General features: G+C 66.3%; 12 protein-coding genes. 9 read left to right on the top strand and 3 right to left on the bottom strand.

Going from position 1 to position 15171, the window contains the following annotated elements; translation table 11 throughout:
- Positions 1 to 464 precede the first annotated feature (464 nt).
- The 5 genes from ABT008_RS10705 (at position 465) to ABT008_RS10685 (ending at position 6413) form a co-directional block, all read left to right on the top strand.
- Complete coding sequence (locus ABT008_RS10705; RefSeq protein ID WP_350695460.1) at positions 465 to 833, top strand: cyclic-phosphate processing receiver domain-containing protein; 369 nt, start codon at positions 465 to 467, stop codon at positions 831 to 833.
- Positions 834 to 1624: 791 nt separating this feature from the next.
- Complete coding sequence (locus ABT008_RS10700; protein WP_350695459.1) at positions 1625 to 2722, top strand: pentapeptide repeat-containing protein; 1098 nt, start codon at positions 1625 to 1627, stop codon at positions 2720 to 2722.
- Between the two features lie 325 nt (positions 2723 to 3047).
- Positions 3048 to 4265, top strand: a complete 1218-nt coding sequence (locus tag ABT008_RS10695) for a hypothetical protein (RefSeq protein ID WP_350695457.1) — start codon at positions 3048 to 3050, stop codon at positions 4263 to 4265.
- Positions 4266 to 4568: 303 nt separating this feature from the next.
- Positions 4569 to 5780, top strand: coding sequence for a helix-turn-helix domain-containing protein (locus ABT008_RS10690; RefSeq protein ID WP_350695456.1), 1212 nt, complete (start codon positions 4569 to 4571; stop codon positions 5778 to 5780).
- A 336-nt stretch (positions 5781 to 6116) separates the two neighbouring features.
- Complete coding sequence (locus tag ABT008_RS10685) at positions 6117 to 6413, top strand: hypothetical protein (RefSeq protein WP_350695455.1); 297 nt, start codon at positions 6117 to 6119, stop codon at positions 6411 to 6413.
- A 64-nt stretch (positions 6414 to 6477) separates the two neighbouring features.
- Here the strand turns inward: ABT008_RS10685 and ABT008_RS10680 are convergent, their stop codons facing one another.
- Entirely contained in the window at positions 6478 to 6906 is a 429-nt protein-coding gene (locus ABT008_RS10680; RefSeq protein WP_350695454.1) for a DUF4279 domain-containing protein, read from the bottom strand.
- Positions 6907 to 7096: 190 nt separating this feature from the next.
- Positions 7097 to 7855 carry a helix-turn-helix domain-containing protein gene (locus ABT008_RS10675; protein WP_350695453.1) on the bottom strand — a complete coding sequence of 253 codons (759 nt, stop codon included), beginning with the start codon at positions 7853 to 7855 and terminating at the stop codon, positions 7097 to 7099.
- Between the two features lie 141 nt (positions 7856 to 7996).
- On the opposite strand from ABT008_RS10675, the gene ABT008_RS10670 reads away from it, so the two are divergent.
- The 3 genes from ABT008_RS10670 to ABT008_RS10660 all read left to right on the top strand — a co-directional run bounded on the left by ABT008_RS10670 (position 7997) and on the right by ABT008_RS10660 (position 10645).
- Positions 7997 to 8167: a hypothetical protein gene (locus tag ABT008_RS10670; protein WP_350695452.1), complete on the top strand. Its 171-nt coding sequence runs from the start codon at positions 7997 to 7999 to the stop codon at positions 8165 to 8167.
- Positions 8154 to 9356 (top strand): helix-turn-helix domain-containing protein, encoded by a 1203-nt coding sequence (locus ABT008_RS10665; protein WP_350695450.1) that lies wholly within the window; start codon positions 8154 to 8156, stop codon positions 9354 to 9356. The genes ABT008_RS10670 and ABT008_RS10665 overlap by 14 nt, the downstream gene beginning before the upstream one ends.
- A gap of 356 nt (positions 9357 to 9712) precedes the next feature.
- Entirely contained in the window at positions 9713 to 10645 is a 933-nt protein-coding gene (locus ABT008_RS10660) for a zinc-binding dehydrogenase (RefSeq protein WP_350695448.1), read from the top strand.
- A gap of 68 nt (positions 10646 to 10713) precedes the next feature.
- Here the strand turns inward: ABT008_RS10660 and ABT008_RS10655 are convergent, their stop codons facing one another.
- Entirely contained in the window at positions 10714 to 11196 is a 483-nt protein-coding gene (locus tag ABT008_RS10655) for an RICIN domain-containing protein (protein WP_350695446.1), read from the bottom strand.
- 272 nt (positions 11197 to 11468) lie between these two features.
- Here ABT008_RS10655 and ABT008_RS10650 point away from each other — a divergent pair, with 272 nt between their 5' ends.
- Complete coding sequence (locus ABT008_RS10650; protein ID WP_350695445.1) at positions 11469 to 15146, top strand: endonuclease/exonuclease/phosphatase family protein; 3678 nt, start codon at positions 11469 to 11471, stop codon at positions 15144 to 15146.
- Positions 15147 to 15171 lie beyond the last annotated feature (25 nt).

Raw genomic sequence — 15171 nt, 5'->3', positions numbered from 1 at the left:
CTGGCACCGCCGTGGAGGGCGACTGACGCCGGAGGGCGGGTGTGGCTGACCGCCGTTGGGTTGTGGTCCTTCCGGTTGCCGTGCTGGGTGAGGCCGGGACGGGTGGGGTGCCTGGAGGTCGGCGTCCGGCGGGTTGCCGCAGGCGAACCCCACCCGTCGAGGGAATGCGAATCCGGGCCATCGTGACGGCGGGAAGACCGTGCTGGGCCACTCAGCGGATTCCGGGGCCGACATCGCGGCCAAGGTGATCGAGAACCGGCGGGACGTGGCCCGCATCAGCGGCAGGAAGGCCGCTCAGCAGCTCCGTGGTCGAGCCCAGCGATCCGGCAGGGAGGCCGCACTGGCGTGCTCGACGACCGCCAGAGTAGCACCGGGTACCGACTCGTCAATCCGTCGTAGTCTCGTGCCAAGTGCGAGCCCTTATAACGGTGGCGCTGGCGGCGTGCTGGTTCAAGGATGGTGCCGTGGTTACCGAGAAGCTGCCGGGCGTCGTGCTGGTTGACGACCTGCGCTCGTTTCTTGATGGTCGGGCGGCACACGTTGCGCGCACCAGCAGGGCCGGCATCGAGGCACTGGAGCGACACCGCGGACAGCGAATGGACGAGCTGTGGCTGGATCACGACCTCGGCGAGGACGACACGATCTGGCCGGTCGTCGAGGTGTTGGAGCGGGCCGCGTTTGAGGAGGTCCCATTCGATATCGGCGTCGTGTACGTCCACTCAGCGAACCCCGCCGGCGCTGGAAGGATCATGCAGGCGTTGCGCCGCTGGGGCTACAACGTGCGCTCTGCGGCTGGGTCACCGTTCGTCGGCTACCTGGCCGAGCCCGAGTAGCAGCCTGGGGAAGCTGGCCGGCTGCCGACTGTGTGTGAGGACTTTCCTTACGTCTATCAAGGCGGCCCTGAACGGGCCGCACGCGCCGCCGCCTGGGCGCGCGTCCGTCGCTCCGCTGGCGCTCCGACTCCGGCCACGCAACACGCCCGGCGGCTGGCGCGGAGAGCGGGTAACCCGGTGGGCCGCCGCAGCGCGACAGCAGCGTTGACCGGGTAGTGGTGGGCCGACAGCCGGCCGGGCCGCACGGCCACGAGCCCGCGCGGCGTAGGGATGCGGACGCCGGCCGCGTTGGCGAGCTGGAGGCCGGTCGCGGGGTTGCGGTTACTGCGCCTCCGGCGGGGGCGCTCCGGCTCCAGGATGGCCGGGGCTCCGTCGGCGGGTCGCGGTCCGTGGGTGGTTGCGGTAGGCCACCCCGTCTGCCATCGACCCGGGCAAGCCGAGCAGACCGCCGCCCGGCCCGCCAGCGTCCGTACGGGTGTCAAGGTCCGCTTGACGTGGCGGGCCGGGCGGCGGCCTGCTCCCAGAAGGGCGGGTCGACGGCAGACGGGATGGCGAAGATGAGGTTAGATGTTGGAGGTCAGCGGCAAGTCTCTACCCGGCATTCATTGTGAGAAAAGTGGATGAATCGACTTCGTTATTGGAAGAGGCGACTTACTGCCAAGATTACTGACGAGCTATCGCGGAACCGCAAGTTGGTCCTGCGGGTTCTAGCGTCTGTAGCCGTATGTGCAGGTGTCGCCTTCGTCGTATTCATCATCATAGGGCCCCTTGCGTCACTTGTGGGTGGGGATGTGGTTAGTTCGCTCGCAGGAAAGGAGCGCGCTGACGCAATAAATAGCGTCAGGCAGACCCTGCTGCAAACCGCTGCCGGAATTGTTGCGCTAATTGCTCTAACTGTGACGGTCAGCACTTACCGTCTTTCCCGGAGGGGTCAGCTAACTGACCGGTATCTAAAGGTAGTTGCACTGCTTGCGAGTGAAAAAATGCACGAGCGAATTGGGGGCGTGTTTGCGGCAGAGCAAATAATGGTCGAATCCGAGAAAGATCACCAAACGATAATCGAAGTCCTCTCTTCCTATGTGCGTGAGTGGCCAGGTCATGAGGATTACCCCGACAATCGGGAACTCCCAGAGTTTTGGGGTTCGGCGGGGCCGAGAAAGTCTGATGTCAAACTCCCGGCCGACGTGCAGGCGGCGTTGACGGTCCTAGGGCGGAGACCAGAAAGGGCTGAAGCGCGCCCCTTGGATCTAACTGGTGCCGACTTGCGTAACGCAAGCCTAAGGGAAGTGAATTTCCGCAATGCCACTCTTGTCTGCGCCAAGCTAGATGACGCGGACCTCTTTGGTGCTGATCTGACCCGGGCCAACTTGCACGACGCTAGCCTTGCATACGCAGACCTACGAATGGGATCACTTCGCCGTGCGTACATGGTTGGTTGCACTCTTAGAGGCGCCTATCTGCCTCCAGATATGCGCGGCATCTATTTAGTGGATTCGGACTGCTCGGGGGCGAAGTTCGGCGAGCATCTAGAAGGCGCGCAGATCAACGACTGCTGCCTAGATCGCGCCTATCTGCTTGGCTGCAATCTGGCGAGTACCGGGTTCGCGGCGGTTGATGCGCGAAACACATTTTTTGCGTTGGGGAGAACTGTCGACCCAAATGACATGCCTGCCGTGGGGATGACTGGGCGCCAGCTTGAGCGTGTGGCCATCAACTCTTCTACCGTCCTACCATACTACCTTGACCCTTTATCCGTTGGAATTCTTGTCGACGAAGAGGGGCCGCTCGACTGGGATTCTCTGGATCCGATCTTTAAGCGGCTCGATGGTCCAGAGGCAGAGGTGGACGAAGTGGGCGAGGGGGAGGTGAATAGCCACGGGTCGAGGTGAATTTGCTGATTGCAGCCGAGGCGCATCGCGCTGGCCGCAGACGGGACTCGGCTCACCGGCGGCCGGTGGTTCCTTCACACCGAAGCAGTCAGCCCTGCTGCTGTCGACAGCAACGGTGACAGCTACAGGGCTGAACAACGCGAGCCGAAGCCAGCGTCCGTACGAGCCGTCAAGGCCGTCTTGACGTGGCGGGCCGGGCGGCGGCACCGCTCCCCGAGGCGGGCGGGTCGATGGCAGACGGGATGGCACTTGTACCCGCATGGAAGGATGTGAGAGCTGTACAGGTCGGCTCTAAGTGGACGGGGACAACGTGAGGGATCCGTTGGTGACCGCTGCGGGTGTGCTTGCTATTTCCGCTTTGCTCGCCATCTTTTATGCGGCCATTCAGACGGAATGGCCGACAAGCTACGTTTCGGCTTCCGCAGACGTTGGGCTGATTGTCAACCGAAATATCTGCCGATATCTAGCCTTTCTGTTCGTTCCTGCATACGTCGTCACCTTGCTGGTTTCAACGACGGTAAGCTCGTTTGGCGGAACGGCGATGGCCTGCGCGCTCGGTGGTGCGACTCTTCATCTTGCGCGGACTCAAGTCGTTCACTACTTCAAGACCGTCGTGCGAATCAGAAATCACACGCGGCTTCCATCTACGCTAGTGGTTATTGCGGCGATACTTGGAACGCTCGGATCGGCTGCACTGGGGGGATTAGGTCCTGGTCCATTCACCGCCGTTGTGCCACCCATTGATGAGTTCTTCAAGTCCCTTTGGACCACCATATTTGTGGCGTTGCTAGCGGTCGTGGCCCTTCGGATTTCTCGGGCCACGAGTTCGGCGGAGGCTCTAGTCAAGAGATCAAGGCAAGAATTAGGTCAGGAACTGATCAAGCTCGCCCGAGATGAAGCAACTCGGGCGGGAACTGATCCCGCTCTTGTTGAGGGCATCCTCCTGGCCGAGAACCTGCAACGTCCGGGTTGGATCAGACGCCTTGAGCGCTGGAAGGGACTGCTCCAGCCGGAGGGCACGTATGGAGTCATGCAAGTCCATTCCGATGCCCCGATAGACGACAAATCATCCGTGCGTCTTGCGATTTCCAAGCATCTCTGCGGCGTCGTAGTGCGCCGTAATGAGTGGGGTTTCTATGGTGACGATTTGCGACGGGTGCTAGGCAGTTACAATCCGAGCGCTGATTTCGTTAAAGTGGCTCAGATGCTCATTGACGAGATTTGCTACGAGACTTACAAGAAAAAGCAGGAAGGCGAAGACTCTCTCACCGACGAAGAGAAGTTGCAAGAACGCTTAGCGCTTGCGCTTGCAGTCTGGGAAGAAATGGCAAAGCGGATAGTCGCAAAAGAGGAGGGTGTGGTTGACATTGCGCGCCTCTCGATTTCTGACCTGCGCGCGATGACGCAGATTATCGAGCGGCTCCCGGCCCCCAGAGATTCAGTGGACGAAATAATGGGGAATCCGCGGCAAGCAGCGCTCAGGGTTTCAGGCATTGATGAGACTCTCGACAACAACCACACTTATGATAGTCGCTCCGGCTGACGGCCTCAGCCCTGCTGGTGGCCTCCGACAAAGCAGTCAGCCCTTTTGCTGTTGACAGCAACAGGCCCGAACCGTGAGAGCCGAAGCCGGCCGTCGAGGATACCCTCCCGAGGTCGGGGATGTGTGCGGACAGAGATGGACGGAGCGGCCAGAACTTACAAGCGACGGGTCCAGATGCCATCCCGGCGTGGGCGAGTCGCTGGCGTGTGGGGGGTTATGAGGCGTTGGGCTGGTCGGTAGCGTTGGCCGTGGTGGCGGCCGATGGGTCGGTGGTGCGTCCTGCGCTACGCGAGGGGGTTCCGGGTGGATTCCTTGCCGGAGTTGACGTTCGGGCAGCGGTTGAAGGTCTATCGGGAGCGGTCCGGGAAGTCTCGGACGGTGTTGGGTGGGTTGGTGGGCCGCAGCGCCGAGTGGGTCAAGGCGGTGGAGACGGATCGGATTCTGCCGCCGCGCATTCACATGCTGGATCGCATCGCGCGTGCTCTGAAGATCGACGTGTCGGCGTTGGCGGCGGAGTTGGGTGATCGGTCTGCTGTGGTCAACGGGCCGGAGCATCCGGCGTTGGTGTCGGTCCGGGCCGCGCTGAATCATGTCGCGCTTCCCGATGACGCCCCGCCGGTGTCGTTGTCGGGTCTGCGGCAGCGGCTTGTGGCGGGGTGGCGGGCGCGTCATCAGGCGGCGGATCACCGTACGGTGCTGGGCGGGTTGTTGCCGGGGTTGCTGCGGGACGGGCAGCGGGCCGTGTTGGCGTACGAGGGTGACCAGCGGCGGGAGGCGCAGGCTCTGTGGGCGGAGACGCTCGGGTTGGCGCAGATGTTCGTCGCCTATCAGCCTGCCGCCGAGTTGTTGTGGCGGGTGACGGATCGGGCGATGGTGGCCGCGCAGGAGTCCGGTGATCCGGAGGCGATCGCCCGTGCGGGGTGGTTCCTGTGTCAGGTGCATCGGGAGTCCGGCGACTGGGACACCGCGATGAGGGTGACGCTGGAAATGTTGTCGGCGTTGGAGTCGAGGGCGGTCGACGGGAGCACGAATCTGCTGGCGTTGTGGGGGGCGCTGAACTTCGAGGCCGCCTACACGGCTGCTCGTGCTGGTGAGGAAGGTCGTGCCTGGCAGTACTGGGACCGCGCGGACCAGGTGGCGCAGCGCCTGCCGGAGGGCTTCTACCAGCCGCAGACGTCGTTCTCGCGGGTCATCATGGGCGCTCATGCGGTGACGGTGGCGGTGGAGTTGCAGCAGTCGGGCGAGGCGGTGCGGCAGGCCCGTCGTCATGATGCGGCGGCGATTCCGTCGAGGCCGCGTCGGGCACGCCATCTGATCGAGGTCGCGCGGGCGCACTATGGCAGGGACGACAAGGAAGCGACCGTGGCGACGCTGCTGCAGGCGTACGAGTCGGCTCCGGAGACGATCCGGTTCAACGGGTACGCCCGTCAGATCACCATGGACCTGCTCGACGGTCCGCGTTCCACCCGGGATGCCGCCCGTGACCTGGCGACGAAGGTTGGACTCGTCTCCTGAACCAGGGGTAGGAACCTTACCCATCCCGCCCGGCCACCGACCGTAGCTTCTCGCTCACGGGATGCGGTGGTCGGTGCGAGTCACGCCCGGCCGCCGTGTCCCTCAGCCAGAGGGCGACCGAGCCGCCCTCGTGAGCGACGAGGGAGGGTACGTGCGGCGCGTCTCGTACGACAGCTATCTGTCCGCCACCGCGTTGACCTTCGCCCGGCGGCATCGGCCAGTGTGGTCCTGGCAGCACTGGCGGCGCATCTGCAACTGCGGATCCGACCTGCCGTGCCGAGCCCGACACCGGATACCGATCAACCGAGGGCACTGGCCTCAGACGGAGGACCAGCGGTGACCGCTCATGGCCCGGTGATGCCGATCTGGAGCTGCGGCGGCTGCGACCTGCCGTGGCCGTGTCCGACGCGGCGGCGGGAGCTGCGCGCGGAGTACGCGGACGCGCCGGTGTCGCTGGCTCTCTACCTCGGGGCCTACCTCATTCAGGCCGCCGAGGACATGCCCTGGGCACCCGCCGGCACCCTGCACCGCCGTTTCGTCGGCTGGACCCGGCAGCCGCCGGAAGTACAGCAGCGAAGTACAGCAACCGTGCCAGCCGAACCGGACCGGAACGAGCGCCACCAGGCCGGATGACCTCGTACGACGCCCGATCCGACCGGCCTGCCGAGAGTTCACACCGAAGCGCGCTAGCCATGCCTCAGTCATCTCCGTATTCGTCCACGTCTAGCTCGGCCCCTGTGTATTGAAGAAACTCCAAGGCTCGGCGATCGAGGTGCCAGCCGAGACGTTGATGCTGGTCGCCATCGTCGTCATTGAAGTAGCGCACCACCTGGAGTGTCGAGGTGAGGCCCTCCCCCTCCGACTCATCGATCGATCTAGCGAGAGCCGTTATCTCATCGGCGATAGGCTCAAGGCGGTCGATGATTCGGTCAATCTGCTCATCGACCGTCAAGCCGCTGTCACGACACACAACCCTCCAGGAATGGACGCGCGGCACCGGAGGGTTCTCCCTCTTGCTCGCCTTGACGCTGACCTCGTCTGCTTCCATGCCTAACCGCGTCGCCATCTCGTGCGCAGAGAGATGGTCCGAACGCAACGAGAAGTACACATACTGATGTACCCGCATGGCTCGGATCATGGCAGCGAACCGGCGCAACAAACAGTCGGTAACACCAAGGTTGCCCGATCCGTGCCCGAGGGCCAGCGACGGAGGGCGGCGGATTAGCGCCCGACGTCAGAGACGTACGCGGACTGAGTCGGACGGAGCGCCCAGAACTTGCAAGCGAGTGGTCAGGGGCTCCTAGGCCAGCAGCGACCTACCCCGCCGACGTGTTGTAGCGATCAAGTGTCGCTTTAGACGTCGAGGCGTCGCGGAAGACGAGTTCCCACGGGCCGGTGTTCACGTCCATGTCCTTGCCGAAGCCGATCCACTTTCCGGCCATCCGTCGACCGGTCGGCTCGGCGATGAGCTGGATTGCTCCGTGGTACCGGGCGCCCCGGTAGTAGCCGGTGGGGTCGGTCTGCTCTACCCAGGTGCCAGTGACGACGGCACCGTCCAGAGTCAGGTCCAGCGAGAGAGACGAGAACGCCGAGCCAGGCAGGCTGCGTGCCGTCAATCGATCGCCGTGCTGGAGCAGCACCACGAAGTGTTGTCCAGCGAAGGAGTCTCCCCGCCCGCTGGAGTAGAACTGGTAGCGGCTGAGCCACACGCCTTCGTATGAACGGCCGGTTGTAGTGGGCTTGGACGTCGGTGTCGGCGTAGCCAGGCTGGACACGGGAGAGGTCAGGTCGTGGCCGCCGTGGTCGTCGTCAGCGACATGCCCGTTGGGTGCCGCTGCGAAGCCCAAAAGTGAGATGGGTAGCCCGGTGACGACTTCCAGTGCGCGGGCATAGACGGGGCGCGGCGCGGCGATCGTGCCGGACTCCCATCGCTGGACGAGTCGCTTGTTGGCGTCATTGGGCTCGCCGACGCGGTGGCCCGCGGCCTGGAGCGCACGAGCGAAGTCGTCCTGGCTCATCCGCATTCCGGTGCGGACAGCGCGCAACGCGGTGTTGGGGGCGGTCATGACCGCCACCCTAGCGTCATGTCGCCTAAATGTCGCCCGCTATGTGGTTGATTTGTCGGTTCTTGTGCCGTCGCAACAGGTGACATCCCGACGTCACTGTGGATCTGCGACGGTCAACGTGCCGCCGCTTCCTACAGGCGGAGGTAAAGGATGCCGGGTAAAGGCGACGAGCTGGCGGTCAGCCGGGGTGAGCAGATCCAGGCGGCCGAGCGCGAGGCGGCGAAGCGTCGGCTGCTGGCCGAGGCGGAGGCGGATCGCATTCCGGTGGAGGAGACCACCCGGGCGGTGCCGGATCGGCGGTGGCGTCGTGGGCGTCGTTGAGCTGCTGCCGGTGGGGCGGCGGGTGGCGTACTGGCGGGGGCGGCGGAAGCTGTCGCAGCAGGTGTTCGCCGATCGGTTGGGGAAGTCGAAGAGTTGGGTGGACAAGGTCGAGCGGGGAGTGCGCTCGCTGGACAAGGTGTCCACGCTCCAGGAGGTCGCGACGGTCCTGCGTATCGACACGGCGGTGCTGCTCGGTCGGGACGTCCAGCCGACGGATGTGTCCGACCGGACCGCAGACGTCGAACGGGTCCGGGCGGCACTGTCCCGGTACGCGATTCCCCTCGGCCGACCGGCAGGCAGTCGTCCGGTGCCACCCGGCGCGCAGGTGGATCGGCAGGTCGCCTACGTGTGGACGACCTTTCAGCACGCCCGCTACGAGCGGGTGGCCGACCGGCTGCCGGAGTTGCTGGCCGACGTCGAGCGCGCTCACGCGGTGGACCCGGTGGCGGGTCGGGGGCCGCTGGTGGAGGCGTACCGGATCACCGCGTCGCTGTTGGTGAAGCTGGGTGAGCCGGACCTGGCGTGGCTGGCGGTCGATCGGGCGATGACCGCCGCCACCGGGGACCGCATCCTGGTGGCCGCCGCAGCGGTGCAACTCGGTCAGGTGCTGCGTGGGTGTGGGCAGGTGCGGGCGGCCAGGTCGGCGATGTTGGCCGCCGCCTACCGGATCGTGCCCCCGACGATCGAGGGCGGCCCGCCTGAGGAGCTGTCGCTGGGCGGGACTCTGTTGGTGCAGGCGGCGTTGGCTGCCGCCCGATCAGGCGACGAGGCAGCGGTGGTCGATCTGCTGGACGAGGCGGCAGCATTGGCCGTCCAGGTCGGTGACGGGCATGATCACCACCGCACCGGGTTCGGGCCGACGGCGGTGCAGACGGCCAGGGTGACCGCAGCGGTGGAGTTGGGCGACGGCGGCGACGCCGTGGCCTGGCACGAGAAGGCGACCGACCGCGACGGCTGGCGGTGGCTGCCCGTCGAGTACCGCGCCGCGCACCTGATCGACGCCGCCCGCGCGTACCTCCACACCGATGATCCGATCAACGCCGGCCGGGCACTGATGGAAGCCGACCGGATGGCTCCCGCCGAGATCCGACACCGCCCGGCAGGCCGGGACGTACTCGCTCAGATCGTCCGCGACCCCACCGCCCCGACCACGCTCGTGCACCTCGCCGCCACCATCGGGGTGGGCTGAGGATGACCGCGCCGTTCCTGTCCCTCGCCCAGATCCGCAACCGACTGATCCTGACCGCCCGCTGGGTACTCCGCGACCACCGACCCGGACCCGACGGCTGCTGCCCGATCTGCCGCACGGCGGACTGCCCGGTGGCCGCCGCCGCCCGAGACGTCCTCCGTGTAGCCAAGGAAGTACAGCTGTGGAGTACCGCAAGGCAGCCGGAAGAGGGTGCCTCCGGCTGACTGCGGTCGTCGACCTGCGTCGGTTGACCTCAACCTAACCTTAGGATGCATGCTCTCGATGTTCGCGGCGGCGAACGGACGGGAGCGAATGAAATGCGAGTGGTCCAGGCAGTTCGTTTCGGGGATCCCGAGGTGCTGGTTCCAGCTCAGGTACCAGACCCGGTGGCCGGACCGGACCAGGTCGTGGTCAGCGTGGCAGTGGCGGGCATGACGTTCGTCGAGACGCAGATCCGGCGTGGTACCGACAGGTGGCATGAACGGCCGGAGTTGCCGTACGTGCCGGGCAGTCTGGTGGCCGGGCTGGTGAGCGCGGTCGGTGCGCAGGTGGATCCGGTGTGGCTGGGGCGGCGCGTTCTGGCCAGCACGGGAGAGACCGGCGGTTTCGCCGAGCAGGCGGTGGCGCTGGTCGGGGACCTGTTCCCGGTGCCGGACGGCCTGGGTCTGCCGGAGGCCACCGCCCTGTACAGCGACGGCAGCACCGCGCAGGGGCTGGTCGAATACGCCAAGATTGGCGCCGGTGACTGGGTTCTCATCGAAGCGGCGGCGGGCGGGGTGGGCAGCCTGTTGGTGCAGCTCGCCCGTGCGGCGGGCGCGAGGGTGGTCGGAGCCGCTCGCGGGTCGCGGAAGCTCGGTGTGGTCAAGGACCTGGGCGCCGACGCGGTAGTCGACTACAGCGCACCGGGCTGGACCGAGCGGGTACTCGAAGCGACCGGTGGCAGGGGAGCGGATGTGGTGTTCGACGGTGTCGGCGGCCGGATCGGGCGGGCCGCATTCGAGGTGACGGCCCGAGGCGGTCGATTCTCGGTGCACGGCGCGTCCAGCGGCGAGGTCACGCTCATCGAGCCCGCCGAGGCGCGTCGCAGGGGAGTGGAGGTGATCGGCATCGAGCAGCTGTTCGATTTCGGGCCGCAAGTGGCGCGGTGGGCGGAGCAGATGTTCGCCGAGGCGGCGGCGGGAGTCGTCCGACCGATCATCGGGCAGACCTTTCCGTTGGAACGTGCCGCCGAGGCCCACGCGGCGATCGAGAACCGCACCGCAGTGGGCAAGACCCTGCTGCTGATCTGAGTGCCTCGGAAACCGACCGGGCTGCATCGGGGCACCACGGCCCCGACGCAGCCCATGCTCCGGTGCGGTCAGAGCCAGTTCTTGTGCCACCTCTGGTAATTGCCGTTGTTGCACGGTTCGGCGTAGGCCCATCCGCTGTAATTGTTGTCGGCACACCGGCCGGTCAATTCGTTCGCCACTCGCGACGGCTGCGTGAGGAAGTACCAGAATTGGAGCGGCTGGCTGTTCTCGCACGCTGCGGTGTAGAGGTCACCGTTGTAGTTGGTGGAGAGGCATCGACCCGTGGCGACGTTCACCATGATGTATCGGTGGACGATGGGGGCGGCGGGCAGGTCGTACCACTTCTGGTTGTTTCCGCCGTTGCAGGCCAGGGTGTAGACGGTGCCCGACGAGTTGCTGTCCAGGCAGAGCCCGGTCTGCACGTTCCGCAGGTGGTACACGGGCGCCGCTGCGGCGGACGCCGCCTGTGGCGTGGCGATCACCGTGGTGAGGCTGGCGAGGAGAGCGATCACCATGGTGAACAGCGCCCCGGCGGACTTGCTACGGATCATTTTTGCGGTCTCCCCAATGAGGTGATGACTTCGCCGTAGTTGCTCGCATTCATTGACGAACACTGTGGACGGCGGCGCCAGTCATTACATCGACACGGTTGTTGCGGACGCAAGCTTCAATCCGGTGACCCTCTACACAAGATCTTATTGAACTTTGGGCGAGTGGTTTCGTCGCGGCGGAGAAGTGTTCTCCATCACGTGAACCATCGACCGCCCGGCTCGTCGTCATCGGTATGCGGGAAATTCGATCCACCGCACGTGGGAAATCCACAGTGCGCTACGTCCGAGCACTATCGACGCTGCTGCTGATGCCGGTGGCGGTGCTGGCCCCCTCTTCGGCCCAGGCGACAGCACCGCCGGCGGTCCAGACGGCTGCCGCCGCCGACCCGGCCGCCGCGAACCTGACCGCCGCCAACCGGATCGAGCCCGTGGCCGGGATGCCCGACTGGTCCCGTGCGGGATATCTGGGTGGCGCGCCGCTGCCGTCCGACGGCGACCTGGCCGGTGGCGCCTGCACGATCAGTGCGGCTCGGCTCGCCAGCGAGTTCGGCGTCCGCGCGGACGACAGCATCGACGACAGCAGCGGCCTTCAGGCCGCGATCGACCAGATCAAGGAATCCTGCTCGCCCTCGGGCAACCACCGCCGGCTCTCGCTGATCACCCTGCCCGCTGGGCGGATCGACATCACCCAGCAGATCTACGTCGACGCCAGCTTCCTGATCCTGCGGGGTCAGGGTGCGGGTGACGGTGGCACCCGCGTCGTCTTCCGGCCGAACGCCAACACCCGGTACGACACGCTGACCGCCGACGGCAGCCGGTGGCACCAGGACTCCATGATCTGGGGCACCGCCCCCGACGAGGGCAGGGGTGGCTGGATCTGGCCCGGTCGTGCGCTGTTCAAGGTGCAGACCCGCGAGGTCGCCGAGCGGTACGTGGACGAGTGGACCACCGCACCGCGCAACCGGAAGGACCTGTTCGAGGGGTCGATCAACCAGCACTGGGCCTCGGGCGTGAAACTGGCCTCGGCCTCCGGCGACCCGGGCTTCTCGGCCCGTACCGGACGCTCTGTGATCCACATCGACCCGGCGGCGAAGATGGACCGGTTCGTCGTCGGTGGCTACGTCTGGGTCGGCGCCGCGAACAGCCGGAACTTCTACGAGCAGCAGGGCCTGTCGCCGGACGACCCGGGCGTCCGCGAGAACCTGCACATGCGCCAGCAGATGTTCCGGGCGGTCCAGGTGGACCGCACCCGCAAGACCGTGACCCTCGACCGGCCGCTGGAGTACGACGTGCCGGTCGACTCGACGTCGGACGGCTCGGCGCCGATCGGCAGCACCGCGTACACCAGCAAGATCACGCCGTTGCGCGTGGTCGAAGGGGTCGGCTTCGAGAACTTCGCCTTCAGCCAGGAACTGCTGGACATGCCGAAGCACGGCGGCGGTCGCTACACCACGCCGCCGGGCGACGCGGTGCACAACTACGGCAACCTCGCGCCCGAGTACGCCATGCACGGCCTCGCCTTCAAGTGGGCCGCGAACAGTTGGGTGCGCGGACTGACCGGCACGATGACCGGCTCGCACCCGGTCGTCACGGAGGTCGCCCGCAACCTGCAGATCGAGCACAACACCTTCGACGGCGCGTGGAACAAGGGCAAGGGCGGCAACGGCTATCTGCGCGGCAGCCGGGTGTGGGACTCGCTCTGGGCCTACAACACCAGCCGGAACCTGCGGCACTTCACGTTCCAGTGGTCGGCCAGCGGCAACGTGGCGTTCCGCAACGACCTCGACTCCGACCTCAACCTGCACGGCGGCTGGGAACGGTACAACCTGTTCGAGGGCAACACCGTACGCGTGCCGTACGAGCACCGGTCGGGCAACTGCACCGCGAACTGCGGCGGTGAGGGCGGCGAACTGGAGGACGGCACCTGGTTCCCGATCTGGTGGGCGGCTGCGGCCAAGGCGATCAAATGGTCCGGTGCCTCCGGCCCGCAGAACGTCTTCCACCAGAACACCCTGATCAAGCAGTCCACGCCCGGCGGCCCGTTCCTGCCGTACGAGCCCTACTCGGTGGGCAGCGGCAACAGCAGCGCGATCTACCAGTTCGGCTCCGACGCGAACAACCCGCGCGCGTTCGCCCCGTTGAGCCAGGGCGGCGCACCGATCAAGGACTGGTCCGGGCGGGAGACCGCGACCTACGACGGCCAGGGCGTCGTCGTCCGCAACGAGCGGTGGCCCTCACTGTTCCTCCGCGACGTCGGCCAGCTCGAACCCCGGGACGAGAACCGCCAGGAGGTCATCACCTGGAACATGCAGGGAGCAGGTTCCGCGGCGGAGGGCAGCTACCAGAACAAATACCAAGAGGTGAGGAGCTTCGTTACGCAGAGCGGGGCATTTGTCGTAGCTCTGCAGGAAGCCGGAGTGCCCCCGGCGGGCATGACCCTTCTAGCCCAGCACCAGCAGAATGTCTACGATCGGGGCAATGCCCAGATTGGCCCGGGATTCCCGAACGTCGAGGAGTACCGCTGGGGCAGCGGCGGGCGCCCCGGTGGCGCGAGGTTGTACTGGTTGCACACCGACACCTCGCCGACGAACTTCGGGCGGGTCAACTTGGCGGTGGCCACCCGAGAGCCGGCGGCAGAGGTCATTGTGGTGGCCGCCGGACTTAACGGTGCTCGTCCCGCTCTCGGCGTACGGATCGGCGAGACGGTGTTCTTCACCGTTCACGGCTGGTCACCCGGCGGCCCCGACACGCCAGCTCTGCTGCAGAACATTCGTACGCACATGCAGAACAACCCGGGACCGAACGGTCCCTACGAATGGATCGTGCTCGGCGACTTCAACCGGGAACCGAACAATCTCCGGGCCGCGCTGCCTGCGCAACAGTTCGGAGTGATGGATCCGCCTCAGCACACGCATCCCACCCAGAATCCGACGCACAGTTATGACTACGGGGTGACGGACTTCGGAGGCGGGGCGCCGACCCTGCTCAGCGCCAGGACACTGACGACGACCGTCTCCTCGGATCACTTTCCCGTCCGGTACAGCCTGACGCTGCGCGCGGCCGCGGAGAACCCACCGCTTGCCACTCCCACGCTGCCGGGACTGGCGCTGCTGCGCAACGCCGCCACCACGAACGTGGCCGACGTCGAGCCGGGCGGCGGCCCGCTGATTCCGGACACCGCCTATGACGAGGGGCGGGACCAGCGGTGGCGGCTGGACTGGGATAACGAGTTCGACGGCCACCTGCGGTTGCAGAACGTGGCGGACGGCCGGTACATCGGGCTGGAGAGCGTCGCGCCGAACTCCCGCGCCGCGCTCAGCTCGGCGCGGCGGCTCGACCAGTTGTGGCGGCCGATCATCGCCGACAACGGCGCGTGGACGCTGCGGAACTACGTGAACGGGCAGCTGCTCACCGCCATCACGCCCGGTGACTTCCTGCTGGGTGTACGGGACGCGGACGGCTCGGCGGAGCAGCTCTGGTTCTTCGCCTCCCAGACCGAGGTCGGGGAGCGGCGGGAGATCCGGCACGTGGCGACGTCGCCGCAAGGGGAGACCGAGATCGATGTCGCCGATCCGGACGGCGTCGAGAATCGACCGGTGCGGCTGCTGCCGAACGACACGGCGACCGAAGGCTGGGAGCCGATCTTCGTCGGCCAGCGAGGTGCCGACCGCTGCTTCCATCTGCTCTTCGGTGACGAGTACCTGACCTCGTCGCCCAACGGGACGGAGCCGCTGCCGGGTGGGCAGGTGGTGCTGGAGCCGTACGCGCCGAACAGCGACGGACAGGTGTGGTGCATGCACCAGGACACCGACTCGATGAGCATCTACAACATGACCGGGTTCCACGGTGCGCCGGTTCCGTTGTACCTGACCGACCACGGGGTCCACGCCCAGCTCACGGTGGAGTTCGCCAGCTCCGACGGCGTCGAGAACTGGCGCTGGGCGGACTGACCTGAGTCGCCGCGAGGCAGCCCCG

It is taken from the genome of Micromonospora sp. NPDC002389, assembly GCF_040296095.1.
GTDB lineage: Bacteria > Actinomycetota > Actinomycetes > Mycobacteriales > Micromonosporaceae > Micromonospora.
Note: the sequence above shows the minus strand (reverse complement) of the source record. Positions and strands in the feature narration are given on the sequence as shown.